Origin of the sequence: Sphingomonas sp. M1-B02, assembly GCF_026167525.1 — a bacterium.
Classification (GTDB): Bacteria; Pseudomonadota; Alphaproteobacteria; order Sphingomonadales; family Sphingomonadaceae; genus Sphingomonas.
In genome coordinates this window covers 2,018,542-2,037,836 of sequence record NZ_CP110679.1, presented here as the reverse complement: position 1 = coordinate 2,037,836, position 19,295 = coordinate 2,018,542, and the positions used below count along the sequence as shown (strand labels likewise).

The following is a 19,295-nucleotide window of genomic DNA, read 5'->3' as shown; positions in this document are numbered from 1 at the left end:
TTCCGGCGCTACGCGCCTCCCTCCCTCTCCCAAAGGGAGAGGGAATTAGCTCACTGGCACGCCAGGCATTCGTCATAATCCTTCGACTCGACTTCGATCTGGCGCAGGTCGATCGTGTTGTCGGCTTCCACGCCGCCGGCGAAGCCCGCGCGCTGGATGCTCTTCGAGCGGAGGTAATACAGCGACTTCACGCCCAGCTCCCAGGCGCGGAAGTGGAGCATCAGCAGGTCCCATTTCTCGACGTCGGCCGGGATGAACAGGTTCAGCGACTGGGCCTGGTCGATATAGGGCGCGCGGTCGCCGGCGAGCTCGAGGATCCAGCGCTGGTCGATCTCGAACGAGGTCTTGTAGCAATCCTTTTCCTCCTGGCTGAGGAAATCGAGATGCTGGACCGAGCCGGCCTGCTCGAGGATCGTGTTCCAGACCGCGTCCGAGTTCTTGCTCTTCTCGATCAGCAGCTTTTCCAGATAGGGATTCTTGATCGAGAAGCTGCCCGAGAGCGTCTTGTGGGTGTAGATGTTAGCCGGGATCGGTTCGATGCAGGCGCTGGTGCCGCCGCAGATGATGCTGATGCTCGCGGTGGGGGCGATCGCCATCTTGCAGCTGAAGCGCTCCATCACGCCCATGTCGGCGGCGTCGGGGCAGGGGCCGCGCTCGACCGCGAGCTGCATCGACGCTTCGTCGACCTGGCCCTTGATCTGCTTGAACATGCGCAGGTTCCACGATTTGGCCATCGCCCCTTCGAAGGCGATGCCGCGCGCCTGGAGGAAGGAGTGGAAGCCCATCACGCCGAGGCCGACCGAACGCTCGCGGCTGGCGGAATAGGCGGCCTTCTCCATGCCGGGCTCGGCGCGCTCGATGAAGTCCTGGAGGACATTGTCGAGGAAGCGCATGACGTCCTCGACGAAGCCCTTCTCGTCCTTCCACTGGTCCCAGGTCTCGAGGTTGAGGCTCGACAGGCAGCAGACCGCAGTGCGCTCGTTGCCGAGATGGTCCTTGCCGGTGGGCAGGGTGATCTCCGAGCACAGGTTCGAGGTCGAGACCTTGAGGCCCAGATCGCGGTGATGCTTGGGCATGTTCGAATTCACATGATCGGCGAAGACGATATAGGGCTCGCCGGTCGCCAGCCGCGTCTCGACCAGCTTCTGGAAGAGGCCGCGGGCATCGACCTTGCCGCGCTCGCTGCCGTCCTTGGGGCTCTTGAGCACCCATTCCTCGCCGTTGCGCACGGCTTCCATGAAGGCGTCGGGGATGAGCACGCCGTGGTGGAGGTTGAGCGCCTTGCGGTTGAAGTCGCCCGAGGGTTTGCGGATTTCGAGGAATTCCTCGATCTCGGGGTGCGAGATGTCGAGATAGCAGGCGGCCGAACCGCGGCGCAGGCTCCCCTGGCTGATCGCGAGGGTCAGCGAATCCATGACGCGGACGAAGGGGATGATGCCGCTGGTCTTGCCGTTGAGGCCGACGGGTTCGCCGATGCCGCGGACATTGCCCCAATAGGTGCCGATGCCGCCGCCGCGCGAGGCGAGCCAGACATTCTCGTTCCAGGTGTCGACGATGCCGCCCAGGCTGTCCGGCACCGAATTGAGGAAGCAGGAAATGGGCAGGCCGCGCCCGGTGCCGCCGTTCGACAGGATCGGGGTGGCGGGCATGAACCACAGACGCGAGATATAGTCGTAGATGCGCTGGGCGTGCGCCTGATCGTCCGAATAAGCCGAGGCGACGCGCACGAACAGGTCCTGGAAATTCTCGCCCGGCAGCAGATAGCGGTCGCGCAGCGTTTCCTTGCCGAAATCGGTGAGCAGGGCGTCGCGCGAATGATCGACCTCGACCGCATAGAGCTGGACGTCGACGCGGTGCGAATCCTTGGCCTTGGCGGACTTGGGGGCCGTGACGGCTGCTTCGGTGATGGTTTCGCTCACGCTGTTCTCGGTGTCCCTGAATTCCATGACTCTCGCCCCTACTGACCCATATCGGCCCCCATACCGGGAGGCGCTCGGTTCGACTCGGGGCGACAAGCCGATGGTAGCATCGGCGCGGCGCGGCCACGAGAACAAAAAGTGACCGTCGCCCGCTTGCAAAGCATGGCAAAACCTGACTCGCATATGGAGATGCGAGGTCAATTCTACCAGTGCTTGAGCCTGCCCCTCATTGCAACCACTACAGATTGTGCCATTCCGAGTCCGGGCACAAGACGGTAAATCACTTAGTCACCGCTCGGTTCGTCGCTAAAATGAATCGTTTCGCGGATGGCCCAAAGCCGCGACGCACGGACTTCCAACGGGTTCGGGGAACGCAAGGGAACGGAGCGCGAACTGCAAATAAATTGGCGTGGGGGAATCTGTGGACACTATGGCTTGTGTCCGGTGCCAATCCAAAGCCCCGATATGGGCGCACAAAGATTCGCATGCTTCAATTCCCACCGATCCGATGCATGATCAGCGCGATCCGGGAGGCCGCCCATGTCCGACTTCGCTCCGCCACCGTTTTCCGAACTCGTCCGCGTTTCGGCGCGGATCGGCTGGCTGAGCTTCGGTGGGCCGGCGGGCCAGATCGCGCTGATGCACCGCGAGCTGGTCGACGAGCGCAAATGGATCAGCGAGGCGCATTTCCTCCACGCGCTCAATTTCTGCCATCTGCTGCCGGGGCCCGAGGCGCAGCAGCTCGCTACCTATATCGGCTGGAAGCTGCACGGCGTGCGCGGCGGGCTGGCGGCGGGGCTGCTGTTCGTTGTGCCGGGCGCGCTGGTGATGCTGGCGCTGGCGGCGGCCTATATCAGCGCGGCGCAGCTCGGCTGGTTCGCGGCGCTGTTCCTGGGGGTTAAGGCGGCGGTGATCGCGATCGTCCTGCAGGCGCTGCTGCGCGTCGGCGGGCGGGCGCTGACGACCAATTTCAAGCGCGGAATCGCGCTGGTCGCCTTCCTGGCGCTGTTCCTGTTTTCCGCACCCTTTCCGCTGGTGGTGCTGGGGGCGGGGGTGATCGGCGCGCTTGCGCCGGCGGAATGGCTGGGGGTGAAGGACGGGCGGAGCGAGCCGCCGGGGCCGCGGCCGCGCTTGTGGAAGACCCTGGCCACGGTGATCGCCTGGGGCGCGGTGTGGGCGGCGCCGATGCTGCTGGTGCTGCTGCTGTTGGGGCGCGAGCATGTGTTGTGGGAGATTGGCATCTTCTTCTCGCAGCTGGCGGTGGTCACCTTCGGCGGCGCCTATGCGGTGCTGGCCTATATGGCGCAGGAGGCGGTGCAGACGCATGGCTGGCTGAGCGCGGGCGAGATGGCCGACGGGCTGGGGCTGGCCGAGACGACGCCGGGACCGCTGATCCTGGTGACGCAATTCGTCGGCTTCCTGGCCGGGTGGCGCGAGGGCGGCGTGCTGGGCAGCTGGGGCGGCGGCATCGCCGGCGCGGCTTTGACCACCTGGGTGACCTTCGCGCCCTGTTTCCTGTGGATCTTCGCCTTCGCGCCGTGGATCGACCGGCTGCAATCGGCGACCCGGCTCAAGGGCGGGCTGGCGGCGCTGACCGCGGCGGTGGTCGGCGTGATCGCCAATCTCTCCGTCTGGTTCGCGATCCATGTGCTGTTCGCGCGGGTCGACGAGCTGCGCGCCGGGCCGCTGCGGGTGGGGGTGCCCGACTGGGCGAGCTTCGAGTGGCGTGCGGGATTGCTGGCGGCGGTCGCAGGCGTGCTGCTGATGCGCTTCAATCTGAGCGTGCTGACGGTGTTGGCGATCGCCGCGGCGGGCGGACTGGCGCTTTCATTCGTGGCTTGAGCGGAAAGCGCGCTTTGGTAATGCTGGGCACCTGAGCGAGGGGGCACGGCATGCGACATTTGGGATTTCTGGTACTGTTGCTGACGACCGCGCCGGCGGCGGCGCAGAATGGGGTGGCCCGGGAAATGCCGGCCGCCGCCGCCGCCGTGAGCGAGAAATCGATCGACGAACTGCGCGCGATGATCGCCTCGGGCGCATCGTCGAGCGAGCAGCTGACCAAAGCCTATCTCGATCGGATTGCGCTGCTCGACCGCAGCGGCCCGATGCTGCGTTCGGTGATCGCCACCTCGCCCGACGCGCTGGAGCAGGCGCGCGCGAGCGATGCGCGGCGCAGGGCGGGCAAGCCGCTCGGGCCGCTCGACGGCGTGCCGGTGCTGATCAAGGACAATATCGAGACGAAGGAGCTGCCGACCACCGCGGGCAGCCTGGCGCTCAAGGACAATCACACCAGGCGCGACGCGCCCGTGGTGGCGCTGCTGCGTGCGCAGGGCGCGGTGATCCTCGGCAAGACCAACCTTTCCGAATGGGCGAACATCCGATCGAGCAAGTCGATGAGCGGCTGGAGCGTGGTGGGCGGGCTGGTGCGCAATCCCTATGCGCTCGATCGCTCGTCCTGCGGCTCTTCGAGCGGATCGGGCGCGGCGGTGGCGGCGAGCCTGGCGGCGGTCGCGGTGGGGACCGAGACCGACGGATCGGTGGTGTGCCCCGCGGCGATGAACGGGCTGGTGGGGCTGAAGCCGACGATCGGGCTGGTCAGCCGCACGCATGTCGTGCCGATCAGTCATAGCCAGGATACGCCGGGGCCGATGGGGCGCAGCGTCAAGGATGTGGCGTTGCTGTTTTCGGGGATGATCGGGGCCGATCCGGCGGATGCGACGACGGCGGCGGCGGACAGGCATCGCCGCGACTATGCCGCGGGGCTTTCGGCCGAGGGCTTGAAGGGCATGCGAATCGGCTATTGGCGGCCCGAGATGGCCGACGATCTGGGCGTGGCGTTCGACGCCGCGCTGGCGCAGCTGCGCGCCGCCGGGGCGACCGTGGTCGAGGTGAAGATGCCCAAGCTCGACGGGCTGGGGGACGCCGAGTTCCTGGTGCTCAAGGCGGAATTGAAGGCCGATCTGGACGCCTATCTGGCGACCACCCCGGCGAGCGTGAAGACGCGGACGCTGGCGCAGGTGATCGCGTTCAACGACGCCAACAAGGCGGCGGAAATGCCCTTTTTCGGGCAGGAAATCTTCCTCGACGCCGAAAAGACCAAGGGGCTCGCCGATCCCGACTATAAGGCGGCGCGCGAGAAATCGCTGCGGCTGGCGAAGCAGGGGCTCGATGAGATGATGAAGGCTGCCGGCGCGCAAATCCTGGTGACGCCGACCTATGGCACGCCCTGGCTGAGCGATCCGGCGCATGGCGACCAGTTCAGCGGCCCGTCGGCGAGCGAGCTGCCGGCGGTGTCGGGCTATCCGCATCTGACCGTGCCGATGGGGCTGGTCGACGGTCTTCCCGCCGGCCTGTCGTTCATCGGCGCGGCATTTTCGGACGGGCTGCTGCTGCGCGCGGGCTATGCCTATGAGCAGCAGGCCAAGGCACGGGTGGCGCCGAGCTTCGCGCCGACGATCGCGGTGGATCTGGGGCCGCGGGGGATCCGCTAGCCGGCGCTTAGCGTGCGAAGCGGCCGGCGACGCGCGCCTGCCACAGCACGAACAGCGGGACCACGCCCAGTTCGACGCACAGCGCCATGATATGCGTGTTCGAGGGCGGGCCGATGTCGATCAGCGACCAGAGCCGGCATAGCCCGCCGACGATCGGGAAGATGGCGAGCAGGCGCATGCGGGCGCCCTTTTGCTCGATGTCGGGCACGCAGCTGAGGAACAGCAGCGACATCGCCAGCAGCAGCCCCGAAAGATAGCGGAAATGGCTATCGAGATCGCGGCTCGCGCCGTCGCCGCGGAGCCATTCCGGGCCCGCGGCGATCCCCATCACCGATCCCATCAGCGGAAAGACCAGTACGACCGCGACGATCGCGATCTGGAGCAGGCGCTTCTCGAGCGCGGGGCTCATTTCTTGTCGAGCTCGAGCAGTTCCTGGCGGACGTGGATCGCGCCGAGCGACATGCGGACCTCGAACAGGAAATAGACGAGTCCGACCATCAGCAGCAGCATGGCGACGACGAAGGCGACCGCGACCACTGCACCGACATGGAGCGCGAACAGCCGCGAGACGAACATCAGCGCCACCACGAAGCAGGTCGCCAGCGCGCTCGCGACGCACAGGAAGATCGCCATGTTGATCACCGAGATGCGGCGATCGATCAGGCGCAGCTCCCAGACGTGGCGATCATGCTCGGGACCGGTGGAGCGGGGATGGAGCTGTTCGAGCCCGCGCGCGCGATCGACGATGCGCGCCAGCCGGCCGACCATGACGTTGAGGATCGCACCGATCCCGGCCAGCAGGAAGACCGGCGCGATCGCGGTCTGGATCGTTTCCGATACCGTGGAGAGATAGGGACCCATCAAGGCGCATCTATGCGGGAGTCTGGGGTGCGAGGTCAAACCGCTTGGTAACCGATTTGCGATACTGGAGGCCGGATGACCAAGCCAATGCCGCTCGATAGCTTTACGCGCCTGCCGCCCGCCGTGGCGGTGGACTGTGTCGACGGGCTCGCGGCGAGCCTGGACAGCGTGGCGGCGCGTGCGGCGCCGTCGCACCGGTTCCTGCGCTACGGCTGGTATGAGGCGGCGCTCAAGGCCTATGGCGGCGCGGCGCGGACGCTGACCGTGGCCCGCGAAGGCGAGGCGATGGCGGCGATGCCGATCGTGGCGGTGGGGCCGGCGCGACTCGGCCTGGCGGCGGTGCCGGGCAGCTATTGGCCGTTCCGCAGCTTTCCGGTGCGCAGCGATGCCGGACTCGAAGTCGGCGAAGCGCTGCTGGCGCGGCTGGGGCGCGAGGCGCGGGTGCTGCGGCTGGGGCCGGTCTATGACGGGGATCCGGGGCTCGAACTGCTCAAGGCCGCGGCGAAGGCCAAGGGCTGGGCGCTGATCGACCGCTATATGGCCGAAAGCTACCTGCTCGATATCGACGCGCTGCGGGCGGAGGGCGGCTGGCCGCGCAACTCGACGCTGCGCAAGAACCGCTTCCACGAAAAGCATCTCGCGAGCCATGGCGCGCTCGACTGGGGGTTCGTGTCGGGCGCGGCGTGGAACGCGGAAAGCTTCGATGCATTGGCGGCGATCGAGGAGAAGAGCTGGATCGCGGCGAAGACCGACGGATCGGACGCCAAGTTCACCCGCACCGGCCATGGCGCCTTCTGGCGCGCGGCGGCCGCGGATCCGGTGGTGGCGGAAATGATGTGGGCGGCGCTGCTGCGCGTCGACGGCGAGCCCGCGGCTTTCTCGTTCGATCTCAATGCGGGCGCGCTGAAATATGCGGTCGCCAACAGCTACGACCCCGCCTTCGCCAAGCATTCGCCGGGCAAATTGCTATATTATCGCAATCTGGTGCGCGGCATCGAGGACGGCATCGCCAGCGTCGACTGGGGCGCGGGGGACAGCGGCTATAAGAGCGTGATCGGCGCGACACGGGGCCCCGCGATCCGCGACTGGCTGTTCGTGCGACCGGGGGTGTCGGCGATCGCGGCAAAAGCGCTGGGCGGCCTGTGGCGGCGCGGCGGGCGCGCGCCGACCGAATAGCCGCGCCCGGCGGAACCGAAGGCCTTCGCCGGGCATGATGCCGGATGAGGATTGCCACCTATAACGTCAACGGCGTCAACGGCCGGCTGCCGGTGCTGCTGCGCTGGCTGGAAGAGACGCAGCCCGATGTCGTGTGCCTGCAGGAGCTGAAGGCGCCCGACGAGAAATTCCCGGAGAAAGCGATTCGCGACGCGGGGTACGGCGCGATCTGGCACGGGCAGAAGAGCTGGAACGGGGTGGCGATGCTGGCGCGCGGCTGCGACCCGGTCGAAACCCGGCGCGGGCTGCCGGGCGATCCCGACCCGAGCCAGAGCCGCTATATCGAGGCGGCGGTGGAAGGCGTGCTGATCGCCGGGCTCTATCTGCCCAACGGCAATCCCCGGCCGGGCCCCAAGTTCGACTATAAGCGCGCCTGGTTCGATGCGCTGATCGCGCATGCCGGGACGCTGTTCGCGATGGGCGCGCCGGTGGTGATCGCGGGGGACTATAATGTGATGCCGACCGAGCTGGACGTCTACAAGCCGGAGCGCTGGGGGGAAGACGCCTTGTTCGCGCCCGAGATTCGCGCCGCCTTCGGGCAAATGATGGATCAGGGCTGGACCGATGCGCTACGCGCGCTGCATCCGGGCGAGACGATCTACACCTTCTGGGATTATTTCCGGAACGCCTATACCCGCAACGCCGGGATGCGGATCGATCATCTGCTACTCAACGCGCCCGCCGCCAAACGGCTGGCCGCCGCGGACGTCGATCACTTCGTCCGCGGCTGGGAAAAGAGCAGCGACCATGCGCCGGTGTGGGTGGAACTCGGCTAGCGCCTAGGCCGCCGCGGCGGTCTCGGGCGGGGCCATTTCCAGTGCGGGAGCGTCGAGCTTCTCGGCGAGGCGGCGATAGGTTGCCAGCGCCTGGCCGACGACCTGGTCCATATTATAATAGCGATAGGTGGCGAGCCGCCCGACGAAGGTCACGTTGGATTCGGCCAGCGCGAGCGCTTCGTAGCGCTTGAACAGCGCCTGATTCTCCTCGCGCGGGATCGGATAATAAGGATCGCCTTCCGCGGCCGGATATTCGTAGGTCAGGCTGGTGCTTGATGCTTCCTGGCCGGTCATATGCTTATATTCGGTGACGCGAGTGTAAGCGACCGACTCCTGCGGATAGTTCACCACCGCGACATCCTGGAACTTCGCCTGGTCGACATTGCGATGCTCGAAGCGCAGCGAACGATAGGGCAGCTTGCCGTAGCGATGGTCGAAATATTCGTCGATCGGGCCGGTGAAGACCAGATGCGCGTGCGGATAGGCCGAGCGTACGTCGAGATAGTCGACGCCGAGCAGCAGATCGATATTGGGATGATCGAGCATCCGCTCGAACATGCGCGTATAGCCCTCCGCCGGCATCTGCTGGAAGGTATCGGTGAAATAGCGGTCGTCGATATTGGTGCGGGTGGGGACGCGCGCGGTAACCGACTTGTCGAGCTCGCTCGGATCCATCCCCCATTGCTTGCGGGTATAGCCCTGGAAGAAGGTCTCGTAGAGCTCGCGGCCGACTGCCGAGATCACCACGTCCGCCGAGGTGCGCACGACGTCGACCGGCTCGGCGCGATCCGCCAGGAAGGCGGCTGCATCCTCGTCGGTCTTCAGGTTCGCATCGTAGAGCAGATTGAGCGTGGTTCGGTTGATCGGCATCGGCACAAGCTTGCCGTCGCCGACATCGGCGAGCACGCGATGCTCGTAGGCGCGCCACTCGGTGAACTGCGAGAGATAATCGACGATCTGCGCCGAATTGGTGTGGAAGATGTGCGGGCCATATTTGTGGATGAGGATGCCGGCCTCATCGAGATGATCGAAGGCGTTGCCACCGATATGGGGTCGCCGATCGACCACCAGCACCTTCTTGTTCGACTGCGACGCCAGCCGCTCGGCCATCACCGCGCCCGCGAAGCCGGCGCCGACGATCATCACGTCATAGCGCTGCGGCGCTTCGGTCGGCCAGCGGGTGGGCGAGACGATCGGCTGGACGCGGCTTGCCTCGGCAATGACATTCTCGACCAGATCGGCCATCCGGCCCTGGGTGCGATCCCAGCTGCCCTCGGCGAGCAGCGCATCGACTTCGGGCCACCAATCCCGGCTGCGCGATTGGGCGAGCGCCGCATCGCAAGCGGCGATGAAGGCAGGGGTGTCGCCGGCGATGTGGACCGCGCCGACATCGCCATAATGGCGGATCACGTCCTTGATCGGCGTCGATACGACCGGGCGTCCGGCAGCCAGATATTCGGGCGTCTTGGTGGGGCTGATGAAACGCGTCGCCTCGTTGATCGCGAAGGGCATCAACGCGACGTCCCAGCCGCGCAGATAGTCGGGCAGCTCGGCATATTGCTTGCCGCCGAGGAAATGGAGGTTGGCGCGCTGGGGCAGGTCGGCCTCGCTGATCTTCACAACGGGACCCACGATCACGATCGACCAATCGGGGCGCGCATCGGCGATGGCGGCCAGCAATTGGAGGTCCATCCGCTCGTCGACGACGCCGTAGAAGCCGAAGCGGGGGCGGGGCAGCGCGATCTGGTCGACCGGCTCGCTGCCCGCCTTGCGCGCGGCTGCGAAATGCGCGGTCTCCACGCTGGAGGGGAAGGGGTGGATGTTCGGGTGGCGGTCGCGCTTCGCCTCATAGAGGCTGTAGCCGCCGGTGAAGACGAGGTCGGCACGCTCGAACAGCCGCGTCTCGAGCGGGATCAGCTCGGGCGGGGCGTTCTTGAAATTGGCGAGCTCGTCCATGCAATCATAGACGACGCAGTCACTGAGGACATGCTCCGAAAACGGCAGCATCATCGGCGTATAATACCAGCGGATCAGCGGCGCCCTGGTGCCTTCAAGCGCCTGATCGAGCAGCCGGCGAAGCGTCGACTCGTCGCTCGCGCGGTCATCCTCCGCGCGCAGATGCGGCACCAGTACTACGACGCCGGTATCCGGGCAGATCGAGACGTGCAGCCGCGGCGCATCGGCGCCCTCGACCAGGATCTGCTCTTCCCAATACAGGACGCGGCCGGTCCGCGCGAAGCGGCTCATCACATGTTGCGGCCGTTGAAAAACGAAGTTCCAGCGCAGATGGCTGAAGCAGATCAGCGTCGCCTCGGCACCGCGGATCGAATGAAATGACGCTGCCGAAGAAAGACGCTGCATATTCGAGACCTTGCTGCTGGATGAACCAGAGGAACGAGCCCATTAGTTCGCGGTTCCGACACGCAGTTGAGTAATAACCTGGATTAGCTCGATTTTCCGAAACCAAGCGCGACTGGTTTCGTTTGAATTGCGCGGCATGGTGTCGCGACTGGGAGCTTGGGTTCGATGGAGCTTTGGGGCGGCATCGAATGCACGGTCAATCGCGTCGGCGATGGCTGGCAGGACCAGAGCCGGCTCACCGGTCACCAGAACCGGCTGTCCGATATCGACCTGTTGGCGGATCTGGGCCTCGAGGCAATTCGCTATCCGGTGCTGTGGGAGCGGACCGCGCCCGATCGGCCCGATGCGCAGGATTGGTCCTGGATCGATCCGCGCCTGGCGCGGCTGCGCGCGCGGGGCCTGCGCATGATCGCCGGGCTGATCCACCATGGCAGCGGTCCGGCTTACACCGACTTGCTCGATCCCGGCTTCGCGCCCGGGCTGGCACGGCATGCCCAGGCCGTGGCGGAGCGCTTTCCCTGGATCGAGGATTGGACCCCGGTCAACGAGCCGGTGACGACGGCGCGCTTCTCGGCGCTCTATGGCCTGTGGCATCCGCATCGCCGCGACGAGGGCGCCTTCTGGCTCGCTCTGCTCAACCAGATCGACGCCACCCGACTGTCAATGCGCGCGATCCGGCTGGTGAACCCTGCCGCGCAGCTGATCGCGACCGACGATCTGGGGCGCAGCTATGCGACTGCGCCTTTGCGCGAGCAGGCCGGCTTCGACAATATCCGGCGCTGGGCGGGATGGGACCTGCTGTGCGGGAAGATCACGCCGCATCACCCGCTGTTCGCTAGGATCGCTGCCTTCGGTCTCGACGACCGGCTGCGCGCTATCGCCGACGATCCGTGCCCGCCCGACATTATCGGGGTGAACCATTATCTCACCAGCGACCGCTTCCTCGATCACCGGACGGGCCGCTATCCCGGCATCGGCAGCGGCGGCAACGGCCGCGACCGCTATGTCGATATCGAGGCGATCCGCGTGCTCGATCCGCCGCCCCAGGGGCTCGAAGGCGCGCTGCGCGAGGCATGGCAGCGCTACCGCATCCCGCTCGCCGTCACCGAAGCGCATAATGGCTGCACGCGCGAAGAGCAGATGCGCTGGATGGCGCGCGCCTGGGACGTGGGCATGGCGCTTGCGGGCGAGGGAGTCGATGTTCGTGCGGTAACGAGCTGGGCGCTGCTGGGGAGCAGCGGCTGGAACACCCTGCTCACCGCGCCCGGACGCTATGAGGCCGGCGCGTTCGACGTCAGCAGCGGCGCGCCGCGGCCGACTGCAATTGCGCCGCTGCTGAACGCCCTTGCGCAAGACGGGCCGCGGCCCGAGGCGGCGAAGCGAGAGGGCTGGTGGGAACGGCCCGCGCGGCTGCTGCATGGCCGCGTCGCTTTGCCCCTGCCGATCCAGCACCGGCTTCGCCTAGGCGATGCCCCGGCCGCGCCGATCCTGATTTGCGGCGCGAGCGGGACGCTGGGTCGGGCGCTGGCGCAGGCGTGCCGGCAGCGCAACCTGGCTTTTGTCCTTACCGACCGCGCCGGGCTGGCGCTCGACGATGTTGCGAGCATCGAGCGGGCGCTGGACCGGCATCGACCCTGGGCGGTGCTCAATGCGGCGGGATGGGTGCGCGTCGACGATGCCGAGGCGCACGAGGTCGAATGCTTCGCGGCGAACGCGATCGGCGCGGCGGATCTTGCCCGCGCCTGCGATGCGCGCGGGATCGCCACGGTGAGCTTCTCGAGCGACCTGGTCTTCGACGGCGCCGCCGGGCGGGCCTATCATGAGGAGGACGCGGCGCGTCCGCTCAACGCCTATGGCCGCAGCAAGCGCGCGGCCGAGCAGAGGATCGGCGCACTTGCGGGCGATCATCTGATCGTTCGGACCGCGGCATTCTTCTCGCCCTTCGATCCGCATAATTTCGCCTGGGGCGTGGTCGAGACGCTGCGCGGCGGCAACCGCTTCCAGGCCGCGGAAGATCAGATCGTCTCGCCCACCTTCGTGCCGCATCTCGCCGACGCCGTGCTCGATCTGGCGATCGACCGCGCGAAGGGAATCTGGCATTTGAGCAACGGCGTGCCCGTCAGCTGGAGCGATTTCGCATGCGCGATCGCCACGGCGCGGGGGCTCGACGCCGGGTTGATCGACCCGGTTCCGGGAGCCAGCCTGGGCCTCCGCGCAGCGCGGCCCGCTTATGCCGCCCTCGCGAGCCGGCGCGGTACTCTGCTGCCCCCGCTCGACGAGGCGATCGCCGCCTTCGCGCACGGAATATCCGCGCATCCGGCAGCGCGCGCGGCCGCCTGACCTCGGTTCAGGGCGCGATGCGTACCGGCACGGCCTTGCTCGCGGGGGTCTTCGACGCGCGATCATGGTGCTGGATCGGGATCAGCGGATTGAGCTCGGGATAATAACCGACGATCGTGCCGTCGGGCAGGTCGAAGGGGACGATCTCCAGTCGCTCGATCCGACGGACGTGCCCGTCGCCCGCGTCGCCGACCAGCGCCACCCGTTGCCCCGCGGTCAGCCCGGCGCGTTCGATATCGGCGGGGTTGATGAGGATGACGTCGCGCTTGCCCTCGATGCCGCGCAGGCGATCGCTATAGCCATAGATGGTGGTGTTGAACTGGTCGTTCGAGCGGACGGTGACCAGCCGGTAGCGGCCATCGGCATCGGCGACGTCGGTTGCGGAGAGCATCTCCGGCGCGGTGAACTCGGCCTTGCCGCTCTTGGTCTTCCACACCCGCTCGCGCGCGCTGTTGCCGCGATAGAAGCCGCCCGGCTCGAATATCCGCGCATTCATGTCGTGGAACTGCTCGTGATAGGTCTCGGCGATCAGGTTACGCACCAGGCCATAATCGCCGGTCCACTCCTGCCAGCGCACCTTGGGATTGGGCGGCAATGTCGCCATCGCCATTCCCGCGACGATCGCCATTTCGGATTTGAGATGCTTGCTGGCCGGGGTGCGATGCCCGAGCGAGCCGTGGATGTGGCTGAAACTGTCCTCGATCGTCACCGTCTGCGGGCCGCCGGCCTGCATATCCTTTTCGCTGCGGCCCAGGCAGGGCAGCAGAAACGCGGTCTTGCCGTTGAACAGATGGTTGCGGTTGAGCTTGGTGGCGATCTGCACGGTCAGCCGCATCCGTTCCCATTCGGGTTCGACCCGGCCCAGATCGGGGATGGCGCGCAGGAAATTGCCGCCGAGCCCGATGAACGCCTGGACGCTGCCGTCCAATATGCCTTCGCAGACATCGACCGTGGTCATGCCGGTGTCGCGCGGCGGCTCGAAGCCGAACTGCTCGGCGAACTTGTCGAGCGGCACCAGCTCGGGCTTTTCGGACATGCCGACGGTGCGCTGCCCCTGCACGTTGGAATGGCCGCGCACCGGACAGATTCCCGCGCCGGGGCGGCCGATATGGCCGCGCATCAGCAGCAGGTTGAGCAGCATGGCGATATTCTCGAAGCCATGGACGTGCTGGGTCAGCCCCATGCCATAGACGCCGACGACGCGCTCGGCCTCGACATAGACCTTGCCCGCCGCCTCGATATCGGCGCGGGCCAGCCCCGATTCCTGCTCGATCCGCTCCCAGCTGGTAGCATCCGACTTGACCTGGAATTCCTCGAAGCCGGTGCAATGCTCGGCGATGAAGGCGCGGTCGATCAGCGTGCCGCCGCGCCGCGCGTCCTCGGCGAACACGAATTTGCACAGCCCCATGATCGCGGCGATGTCGCCGCCCGCGCGCACCTGCAGGTAATGCGAGCTGATCTTGGTGCCCTTGCCGCTGAGCATCTGCGCCGGGTTCTGCGGGCTGATGAATTCGATCAGGCCTTTTTCGCGGATGGGGTTGAAGGTCACCACCTTGCAGCCGCGCTCCACCGCCTTTTGCAGCGGATGCAGGAAGCGCGGACTGTTGGTGCCGGTATTCTGGCCGAAGAAGAAGATCGCGTCGCATTCTTCGAAATCGTCGAGCGTGCAGGTGCCTACCGGCGAGCCGATCAACTGCTTGAGCGTCACCGACGTGGTCTCGTGGCACATGTTCGAACTGTCGGGCAGATTGTTGTGCCCATAGAGCCGTGCGAAGAGCGCGTAGAGATAGGTGGTCTCGAGGCTGGCGCGGCCCGAGGCGTAGAAGATCGCCGATTTGGGATCGATCGCCTTGAGCTCGGCGCCGATCGCGGCGAAGGCCTCGTCCCAGCTGCACTCGACATAATGATCGATCGTCGCGTCGTAGCGCATCGGATGGGTGAGGCGGCCCTCATGCTCGAGGTCATGGTCGCTCCAGCCGCGCAATTCCGTGACGCTGTGCCTGGCGAAGAAATCGGGCGTGCAGCGATGCGACGTCAATTCCCACAGCGTCGCCTTGGCGCCGTTCTCGCAGAATTCGAAGGCGTGTGGATGCTTCGGCTTGCCCCAGGCGCAGCTGGTGCACATGAAGCCACCGGTCTTGTTCTGGCTGAGCAGCGTGCCCAGCGCGCCGGGCGTCGGCATTTCGCGCAGCGCGGTCTGGCCCATTCCGCGCACCGACCCCCAGCCGCCGGTCGGGCTCTTATACTCGACTGTCTTCGGCCGATCGGTCATGGCTCACTCCACTGCGCTGGAACCTGCAACCACAACGCGGTTGTGCGAAGGGCGATAGCATGCTCGATCGGGCGGCGTGAACCACGTGCGGTCGGCCTTTTTGATCCGGGGGTCCCTTTGTGTCGACGGGAGTGCAAGAGATGGACGCGGGCGCCGCGCTTCTGCGCTTCGAGCGCGTCGAGGCGGCAGGCGAAGCGACGCCGATCGAGCGGGCGATCGCCAGCGAAGTGCCGATCGCGATCGAATTCAACGGCATCGGCTATGCGGTGCTGATGGCGACGCCGGCCGATCTGGTCGACCTGGCCCATGGCTTCGCGTTGGCGGAACGGCTGATCGATGCGGCGGGCGACGTGCTCGACGCGGAGGCGCATCCGGCCGAGGGGGGCATCCTGCTGCGCGTAACGCTGGCGCAGGGCCGGGCCGATCGCGTGGTCGAGAGGGTGCGCCACCGCGTTTCGGAATCGTCGTGCGGACTGTGCGGCATCGAGAATCTGGAGCAGGCACTGCGGCCGATCCCGCAGGTCTCGGCGGTCTGGCGGGGTGACGACGCGGCGGTGTTTCGCGCGTTCGCGGCGCTCGAGGCGCACCAACCGCTCAATCGCGAGACGCGGGCGGTGCACGGCGCCGCGGCCTGCTCGGCGGATGGGGGGCTTCGGCTGGTGCGCGAGGATGTCGGCCGGCACAATGCGTTCGACAAGCTGGTCGGGGCCATGCTGCGCGCGGGCAAGGGCTGGGAGGGCGGCTTCGCGCTGCTGACCTCGCGCTGCTCGTACGAGCTGGTCGAGAAGGCGGTGCTATCGACGTGCCCGATGCTCGCGACGATTTCGGCGCCGACGACGCTGGCGGTGCAGCGGGCGGCGGACGCCGGTCTGCCGTTGCGGGTATTGGTTCGCGGCGACGCGCTGCTGGCGCCGGTGCGCTAGACATGCGGATCCTCGGCGCGATCCTTGCGGGCGGCCGGTCGCGCCGCTTCGGCAGCGACAAGGCGCTGGCGGTGGTGGACGATGCGATGCTGATCGATCGCGTCCATGCGGCGCTGATGCCGCAGGTGGAGGCGCGGGTGATCTGCGGACGATCGTGGCGCGACTGGCCGAGCCTTGTCGACCGGCCCGAGCCCGGCCTCGGCCCGCTGGGGGGACTGAACGCGGCGCTGCACCATGCGCTGGACCAGGGCATGGACGGGGTGCTGAGCGTGGCCGTGGACATCGATCCGCTGCCCGCGGACCTGCGCGTGCGGCTCGCCGGGGACAGGCCGCGAACCCTGTTGCGGCAGCATGCGCTCGGCTATTGGCCCGCGGCCCTGGCGCCCGCGTTGGACCGGCATATGGCCTCCGGCGCGCGCTCGATCCGCAGCTGGATCGAAGCCTGCGGGGCGGAGCTGCACGACGACGCCGGCCTCGGGCTGCGCAACATCAATCGACCGAGCGACCTCGACGGCGACCGGTGACACGCCCGAGTTGCGGCCTCCCTCAAGCGAAAGCGCCGGGATCAGGCGACTGCAAAGGCACGCCTTGGTGATTACGCCATGCTTGACGGTATCGGCAACGAAGAGCGGAGGCACCCGTGGCGTGCCTCCGCTTCCAACGTGCGTTCAGAGGGTCGTAGTGCGGGCGCGCGAGGCGGAATGTCCGCCATTGCGGTAGAGCACTTCTTGCGCCTGATCGCGATCGGCACCGCCGACACGGGCGGTCACCAGAACACCGCCGCCTTTGAGTCTGTCGCCATAATAAGCGGCATCGTCGTCACCTACGCCATGCTTTTTGAGCGATTCATTGAAGGTTCCTGCGGCCGCACCCGCGACCGCGCCGATGGCCATGGCCTCCGGCGCCACGGAAGCTGCAATCGCGCCCAACGCTGCAAGCGGGCCAACGCCGGGGATGGCAAGCGCTGCGACGCCCAACCCCGCACCGAGTGCGCCGCCGCCGAGAATGCCGCGAAGGATGTTCGTATGCTCCTCGTCCGTGATCTCGCCGCCGCCTTCGCGCGTCGTCATCGTGCCTTTCGATTGAGCGATGAGCGAGAGGTCGGCATCGGTCACGCCTAGTTCGCGCAATTGGGAAACCGCCTGCTGGGCTTCGTCGTTGCTATCGAAGATTGCGGAGATCACGCCGCCACCTTCGGCGCTATGCGAGCCATGGGCACTCATCCCGGCATCTGCTCCCCGATCCATATGACGGCCATTCTGGTCGTCGAATCCGAATGCACTATTCTCGTTGTTGCTCATGGTTTCTCTCCTGGCGGTCGAGGGACGAAGCGAGCAGTTTCTGGCGCTGCTAACGAGCTTGCTCACTTCGATTACGACTCAACTCACCGGGCCGACTTAAGGTTTCGAACGCCAGGATCGAAGCGCGCCCAGGGTGGGATCAAACCCGCGCCTCTTCCCGCAAGGATCGTCGATGCAAACGATGCGAAATCGAAAGCCGATAGGGGCCGGCAGTTGCCCGGATCGTCCCGGCGGCGGCATTTGGAAGTACGATATGAAGGCAAGCCCGAGGCCATGGCGGCGGTGGATGCGGTGGTCACGAGCCAAAGTCGAAATTCGACCAGTGACGTCCGTTGGACGACGGAGTGCCGCGCATGGCGAAACCGTTCTCGGCGATCGACGTTTCGGTTTCCATGAAACATCTGTCCGCCTCTTCGACTGCTATTCTGGCCGTTACCCTTGCCGCGGCTGCATGCTCTTCGGGTCCTGATGAGCCTAGCGCGGCGGCCCCCACGCCAGGCGCGACGGACGTTTTGCGCACCGCCCCTGCCCCTGCTGCGCCCCCGAACCCCCTCTCTAACCGAGCAGCGGACGCTCCTGGCCCAGTCTCGCCTGCAGCCACTCCGGCGAAGCTGCTTGCGCTCGAGGGTCTCGGCAATCTTCGAATCGGGCAGCCCGTGCCTGAGAATGGCCCGTGGAGGGAGCGTGGCGCCCAGACGTCCGACGCATGTCGCACCGTCAGTTCGCCCGAATATCCCGGCGTTTACGCCATCGTCTCCGAAGGCAAGGTGCAGCGGATTACGGTTGGCAAGCGATCCGACGTGAAGCTGGCAGAGGGGGTTGGCGCGGGCGCGAGCGAAAAGGACGTGAAGAAGTGGTTCGCTGGCTTCCGCGAGGAGCCCCACAAATATGAGGACGCGCCTGCCAAATATCTGACGGCGCCAAACGCGGCCGCCGGCGGACCCGCGCTTCGCTTCGAGATCGGACGTGACGGTGAAGTGAGTCTCATACACGTAGGTACGATGCCGGTGCTCGCTTACGTCGAAGGATGCGCCTGATACTCCCGACGAACCCGGTCCGTCGCACTTTGCCCACCTACGGGCGTATCGTTCTCGACGGTCCGGCTTTCGGTCATCTAGGAGGGAGCCGATCCCGAGCGCTCCGGCACTAAGGGTGCGCCAAGGCCGGGCGGGGGACCGTCCGGCCTTTTGGCGAATAGCGCTCGGCCGGCGCATTTCTGACACGGCTGCGCTCCTTGGCTGCGACCGCGAACGGGGCTTCTTCTTCGTCGGAGCCGGCAAGCGTTCCAGCATCAGGGGCCGTCGTCGCGACCATCTTGACCCGTGCAGTGGCATCGCGATTTGGCAGGCTTACTCAACGCTAATAAGACAGACCGGATCGCCGGCTAGAAGATCTACGGCGCTGATGGTCTTGAGGCCTGAGCGCCCTAGTCGGTCAGGGTCGGTGTCAGGCGGGCAGTGGCGGGGTCTTCTCCGATACCTGTACGCCACCTAACAAGGCCTTCGATCGCTGCTCGCGGCGCCGGTTTATGATTGTTGCACTAGGAAGAATGCTCTGATTTAGTATCCGAATATGCGACTCGCCTGTGTCTTCCGCCATAAAGCTGGCCGCTGGGTGTGGAACAGGGGCATATATTTCAGCGCCTGCGTCCGGTGCGATCGGCCGCTAATCCGTTCCCAGGACAGCCGGTGGTACCCCTTGCCCAAAGGCCATGTGGTAGCATGGAAGGCGAAAGGCGCTCACACCTGCTCGAGCAAGGATGTGATCAGCCTCGCACGGAAGCAAATGCCTTTGCTGCATAGACTGGGTCCCCCTCCGCCCGTCAGTGGCTACATT

14 protein-coding genes are annotated in these 19,295 nt (G+C 66.3%); 8 read left to right on the top strand and 6 right to left on the bottom strand.

Features of this window, described 5'->3' with window-relative positions; all coding sequences use genetic code 11:
• Nucleotides 1–50 precede the first annotated feature (50 nt).
• A complete protein-coding gene (locus tag OKW87_RS09735; RefSeq protein ID WP_265539030.1) occupies nt 51–1,946 on the bottom strand; it encodes a ribonucleoside-diphosphate reductase subunit alpha in 1,896 nt (631 codons plus the stop codon).
• A gap of 513 nt (nt 1,947–2,459) precedes the next feature.
• Here OKW87_RS09735 and chrA point away from each other — a divergent pair.
• Entirely contained in the window at nt 2,460–3,761 is a 1,302-nt protein-coding gene (gene chrA, locus OKW87_RS09730; RefSeq protein WP_265539028.1) for a chromate efflux transporter, read from the top strand.
• Between the two features lie 50 nt (nt 3,762–3,811).
• Nucleotides 3,812–5,410, top strand: coding sequence for an amidase (locus OKW87_RS09725; RefSeq protein WP_265539026.1), 1,599 nt, complete (start codon nt 3,812–3,814; stop codon nt 5,408–5,410).
• 7 nt (nt 5,411–5,417) lie between these two features.
• Here OKW87_RS09725 and OKW87_RS09720 read toward each other — a convergent pair whose 3' ends face one another.
• Nucleotides 5,418–5,819, bottom strand: a complete 402-nt coding sequence (locus OKW87_RS09720; RefSeq protein WP_265539024.1) for a DUF4345 domain-containing protein — start codon at nt 5,817–5,819, stop codon at nt 5,418–5,420.
• Nucleotides 5,816–6,271, bottom strand: coding sequence for a DUF2721 domain-containing protein (locus OKW87_RS09715; protein WP_265544078.1), 456 nt, complete (start codon nt 6,269–6,271; stop codon nt 5,816–5,818). Before OKW87_RS09715 ends, OKW87_RS09720 begins: the two co-directional genes overlap by 4 nt.
• Before the next feature lie 75 nt (nt 6,272–6,346).
• Here OKW87_RS09715 and OKW87_RS09710 point away from each other — a divergent pair, with 75 nt between their 5' ends.
• Nucleotides 6,347–7,447, top strand: coding sequence for a GNAT family N-acetyltransferase (locus tag OKW87_RS09710; protein WP_265539022.1), 1,101 nt, complete (start codon nt 6,347–6,349; stop codon nt 7,445–7,447).
• A gap of 44 nt (nt 7,448–7,491) precedes the next feature.
• Nucleotides 7,492–8,262, top strand: a complete 771-nt coding sequence (gene xth, locus OKW87_RS09705) for an exodeoxyribonuclease III (protein WP_265539020.1) — start codon at nt 7,492–7,494, stop codon at nt 8,260–8,262.
• 3 nt (nt 8,263–8,265) lie between these two features.
• Here xth and glf read toward each other — a convergent pair whose 3' ends face one another.
• Entirely contained in the window at nt 8,266–10,623 is a 2,358-nt protein-coding gene (glf, locus tag OKW87_RS09700; RefSeq protein WP_265539018.1) for a UDP-galactopyranose mutase, read from the bottom strand.
• A gap of 165 nt (nt 10,624–10,788) precedes the next feature.
• Between glf and OKW87_RS09695 the strand changes: the two genes are divergently transcribed.
• On the top strand, nt 10,789–12,963 hold the full coding sequence (locus tag OKW87_RS09695; RefSeq protein ID WP_265539016.1) for a sugar nucleotide-binding protein: 2,175 nt from the start codon (nt 10,789–10,791) through the stop codon (nt 12,961–12,963).
• 7 nt (nt 12,964–12,970) lie between these two features.
• Here the strand turns inward: OKW87_RS09695 and OKW87_RS09690 are convergent, their stop codons facing one another.
• Nucleotides 12,971–15,235 (bottom strand): FdhF/YdeP family oxidoreductase, encoded by a 2,265-nt coding sequence (locus tag OKW87_RS09690; RefSeq protein ID WP_265539015.1) that lies wholly within the window; start codon nt 15,233–15,235, stop codon nt 12,971–12,973.
• 140 nt (nt 15,236–15,375) lie between these two features.
• Here OKW87_RS09690 and fdhD point away from each other — a divergent pair, with 140 nt between their 5' ends.
• Nucleotides 15,376–16,158, top strand: a complete 783-nt coding sequence (fdhD, locus tag OKW87_RS09685) for a formate dehydrogenase accessory sulfurtransferase FdhD (RefSeq protein WP_265539013.1) — start codon at nt 15,376–15,378, stop codon at nt 16,156–16,158.
• Between the two features lie 2 nt (nt 16,159–16,160).
• Nucleotides 16,161–16,682 (top strand): molybdenum cofactor guanylyltransferase, encoded by a 522-nt coding sequence (locus tag OKW87_RS09680; RefSeq protein WP_265539011.1) that lies wholly within the window; start codon nt 16,161–16,163, stop codon nt 16,680–16,682.
• Between the two features lie 144 nt (nt 16,683–16,826).
• Here OKW87_RS09680 and OKW87_RS09675 read toward each other — a convergent pair whose 3' ends face one another.
• Nucleotides 16,827–17,459, bottom strand: a complete 633-nt coding sequence (locus tag OKW87_RS09675; RefSeq protein WP_265539010.1) for a hypothetical protein — start codon at nt 17,457–17,459, stop codon at nt 16,827–16,829.
• A 353-nt stretch (nt 17,460–17,812) separates the two neighbouring features.
• Here OKW87_RS09675 and OKW87_RS09670 point away from each other — a divergent pair, with 353 nt between their 5' ends.
• Complete coding sequence (locus OKW87_RS09670; RefSeq protein ID WP_265539009.1) at nt 17,813–18,496, top strand: hypothetical protein; 684 nt, start codon at nt 17,813–17,815, stop codon at nt 18,494–18,496.
• The last annotated feature ends 799 nt before the right edge of the window (nt 18,497–19,295 follow it).